Source organism: Negativicoccus succinicivorans, assembly GCF_018373335.1.
Taxonomy (GTDB): Bacteria; Bacillota; Negativicutes; order Veillonellales; family Negativicoccaceae; genus Negativicoccus; species Negativicoccus succinicivorans_A.
This window is the reverse complement of record NZ_JAHAHH010000107.1, coordinates 1-2,653: the sequence shown is the minus strand read 5'-3', so window position 1 is coordinate 2,653 and position 2,653 is coordinate 1. Positions and strand designations below refer to the sequence as shown.

5 protein-coding genes are annotated in these 2,653 nt (G+C 44.5%); all 5 read right to left on the bottom strand.

Features of this window, described 5'->3' with window-relative positions; genetic code table 11:
• Positions 1 to 299 (bottom strand): transcription antitermination factor NusB (locus KH813_RS06435; protein WP_303994522.1); only part of this gene is annotated, 299 nt, incomplete at its 3' end.
• Positions 296 to 658 (bottom strand): hypothetical protein, encoded by a 363-nt coding sequence (locus tag KH813_RS06430; RefSeq protein WP_303994521.1) that lies wholly within the window; start codon positions 656 to 658, stop codon positions 296 to 298. The genes KH813_RS06435 and KH813_RS06430, both read right to left, overlap by 4 nt.
• On the bottom strand, positions 651 to 1,031 hold the full coding sequence (locus tag KH813_RS06425) for an Asp23/Gls24 family envelope stress response protein (RefSeq protein ID WP_075938754.1): 381 nt from the start codon (positions 1,029 to 1,031) through the stop codon (positions 651 to 653). The genes KH813_RS06430 and KH813_RS06425 overlap by 8 nt, the downstream gene beginning before the upstream one ends.
• 58 nt (positions 1,032 to 1,089) lie before the next feature.
• Positions 1,090 to 1,647 (bottom strand): elongation factor P, encoded by a 558-nt coding sequence (efp, locus tag KH813_RS06420; RefSeq protein WP_075938755.1) that lies wholly within the window; start codon positions 1,645 to 1,647, stop codon positions 1,090 to 1,092.
• Positions 1,648 to 1,682: 35 nt separating this feature from the next.
• Positions 1,683 to 2,653: aminopeptidase P family protein (locus KH813_RS06415; protein ID WP_303994520.1), on the bottom strand; the 971-nt coding region annotated here is incomplete at its 5' end.

The following is a 2,653-nucleotide window of genomic DNA, read 5'->3' as shown; positions in this document are numbered from 1 at the left end:
TTGATGATAATAGCTGGTGTCAGCCCCTCGCTCTCAATATATTTACTTTCCGCAATCGCCATCCGAAGTAGTACCAGATCCACTTTATTCATTTGTGCAGTGTTCCAGTTTTTACTGTATCGATTGATAATAGCATCAATCATCGTTTGATTTTGATCAACAGCAGTGATTATTTTTTGCGCATATTCATCATGACCGTTACTTTCCTGATTCGGTAATGCGAATTTTTCCGCTTCGGGATTGATTTCACGACTATAGAGCAATTGCAAAGCCTGAATGCGGGCTTGTCTTCTGGTCATATGGGTTCCTCATTCACAACGGTTTCAATATAAATCTGTACTTCTTTGATGGTAATGCCTTCTTCTTTCCATTTTTGAATGATTTCCGACTGCAGCTTACGGCATAGCGGGATGATTTCATAACCGTAATATAAAATCAAAGAAACGGCAACATACCAGCCGTCCTTACGTTTGCTTAAAACGATGCCGTCAATCAGCTTGCGGCGACTCATCGGTAGTGAGGCCATAAATTCATCCATCATATGTTCCGTAATGGCGGCGACCCCGGGCTCGGCCATAATCCGATCGCGAATCTTCGTTGCCATCAAGTTATATGTCAACTGGATATTTGCGTCGGTAACTTTTTTATTTTCAGCCATCACCTGACACACTTTCTATCGGATCAAAAGCAATACTTTGCACATATACATTGATGGCCAATACGGTAACCTCCGTATACTTTTCCAAAGTACTGCGTACGGCCTCCTGCAGTCGTAAAGCAAGATCGGGAATCCGTAAACCATACCGCACACGAATATAAAGATCCACTTTTACTTCGTCTTCATGGGAGTCGATCGATACCCCCAGCGTGTTCGGATCCTTTCCGAACATGGAGCTTAGGTCATTGATTAATGTGGCCTCCATACCGACAATCTCCGAAAATTCCCGGGTGGCAATTCCCACAATCGCCGCGAGAGACTCGTCGGATATTTGAATATCTCCCCATTCGGTATGTTTTGCTGCAAGTGACATGGATCTCCTTTGATGTAACAAAAGCGATGAAAATCATCGCTTTTGTAGACTTCTAAAATTATGCACGTTCAATGTAAGCACCCGAGCGGGTATCAATTCGCAAAACATCGCCTTCATTAATAAACATGGGCACTTTTACAACATATCCTGTTTCCAACTTAGCCGGTTTCGTACCGCCTGTAGCCGTATCTCCGCGAATTCCCGGATCGGTTTCAACTACTGTCAAATCTACCGAATTCGGCAGTTCAACACCGATAATAGTGCCGTTGAAGAAAAGCACCGTAATTTCCATATTTTCTTTCAAGAAATTCAGAGCTTCCGTCAAGTGATCTTTCGTCAACATAACCTGATCATAGGTTTCTGTATCCATGAAATGGAAGCTGTCACCGTCGGCATAAAGATACTGCATGGGACGGCGATCCACTTGCGCCTTGGGTAACTTTTCACCCGCGTTGAAGGTCCGTTCTATAACGGCACCGGTTTGCAAGTTTTTAATTTTGGCACGCACAAAAGCGGCCCCTTTGCCTGGTTTAACATGCTGAAAATCCACTACTTGCCATACTTGATTGTCAATTTCAATCGTTACACCCGGGCGAAAATCGTTACTAGAAATCATCTGTTAGTCCTCCACTTCAAACATTCCATTGATTTTTAAAGCTCTATTAATTTGTGAGGAAAAAGCGTGATTACCTCAGGCTCCCCCTCTTTTACCACCACTGTATCTTCAATCCGTATACCGCCATATCCGGGGATATATACTCCCGGCTCCACGGTTACTACCATGTTAGGTTCCAATATGGTTTCGCATTTCGGTGACAGCGTGGGTAACTCATGTATTTCCAGCCCGACACCATGACCGAGCGAATGAATAAAATACTGATCCTGCCCGGCTGCAGCGAATTCCTGTCGTGCAAATGCATCGATAGTGTGAGCCGCTACACCACTTCGCACTTTTTTTGTGCTTTCTTTTTGTACGTGCGCAACCGCATCATAGAGCCGTCGTTGGCGATCGCTTGCCGAACCGATCACAAAGGTGCGTGTCATATCGGAATGATAGCCGCGGTACACTGCACCAAAATCGATCGTCACAAGGTCTCCGCTCTCAATGCATTTGTCGGTTGCCGTACCGTGCGGCAATGCAGAACGTTTACCCGAAGCAACAATCGTAGCAAACGCGGTATGCTCCGAACCGTGCGCAAGCATAGCTTGTTCCAAAGCAATACGCACTTCATTTTCGGTGCGTTGTGCTGCGATCTGCGGTAAAATATCATGCAACGCATTCGCCGCTATTTGCGCAGCTTTTTTTAAATAGTAAAGCTCCGTATCTGTTTTGACTTGACGCAATGAATCTAAATTGATGTCATTTATGACTAGTTCAGGAAACTGTTCTTGCAACTTCCAATATGCCATTACCGACAATGAACTTGCTTCTACCGATAATAACGATATATTTTCCTCTTGCAAGATTTTACTGATGCTGGCATATAATTGCCCTTGATGATTGACAACTTCCCAATCTTCAGCCTCTGCCATCGCCTGTTCCGTATACCTGGAGTCGGTGATTAAAAGACGCCTTCGCGGTGTAATTAAAAGCTCTGTACTATCACCGGTAAAGCGACTCA

Bases quoted from the DNA above. Each gene is read 5' to 3' on its own strand.
- efp (WP_075938755.1), bottom strand. From the start codon at position 1,647: ATGATTTCTAGTAACGATTTTCGCCCGGGTGTAACGATTGAAATTGAC.
- KH813_RS06430 (WP_303994521.1), bottom strand. From the start codon at position 658: ATGGCTGAAAATAAAAAAGTTACCGACGCAAATATCCAGTTGACATAT.
- KH813_RS06425 (WP_075938754.1), bottom strand. From the start codon at position 1,031: ATGTCACTTGCAGCAAAACATACCGAATGGGGAGATATTCAAATATCC.